Here is a 508-nt window from a genome sequence, read left to right on the forward strand (position 1 = left end):
GAGTATCGACGAGGAGGATGTGAGTTTCCGCGATGGTGCGCGTGATGGGTGAGGAAACGTGCGGGGTGTTGACGGCGCGGTCAAGGGCGGGGAATGGTTCCGGGGGATCATCGCCCGGCTGCTCTTCAAGCACGCTATAATTGATGGTATTGACATTAAGGCGCGCCGGAGTGACGGTCTTTAACCGTCCAAGCTGCAAGCCAAGGCATTCCAGTCGGGTGGAGAGGCCCAGCACCGGCTTTTCGCCCAGCCGCGCGGCTGGGCGAAAAGCCGGTGCTGGGCCTCTCCACCCGACTGGAATGCCTTGGCTTGCAGCTTGGACGGTTAAAGACCGTCACTCCGGCGCGCCTTAATGTCAATACCATCAATTATAGCGTGCTTGAAGAGCAGCCGGGCGATGATCCCCCGGAACCATTCCCCGCCCTTGACCGCGCCGTCAACACCCCGCACGTTTCCTCACCCATCACGCGCACCATCGCGGAAACTCACATCCTCCTCGTCGATACTC

The 508-nt window shown here is 60.6% G+C and carries 2 protein-coding genes; one reads left to right on the forward strand and one right to left on the reverse strand.

Annotated features, from left to right (window positions below; genetic code table 11):
* On the reverse strand, window positions 1–235 hold a 235-nt coding region (locus tag VE26_RS17610; protein ID WP_046106521.1), incomplete at its 3' end, for an FAD-dependent oxidoreductase.
* 38 nt (window positions 236–273) lie between these two features.
* Between VE26_RS17610 and VE26_RS16885 the strand changes: the two genes are divergently transcribed.
* On the forward strand, window positions 274–508 hold a 235-nt coding region (locus tag VE26_RS16885), incomplete at its 3' end, for an FAD-dependent oxidoreductase (RefSeq protein WP_046106521.1).

This window comes from Devosia chinhatensis (genome assembly GCF_000969445.1).
Lineage (GTDB): Bacteria > Pseudomonadota > Alphaproteobacteria > Rhizobiales > Devosiaceae > Devosia > Devosia chinhatensis.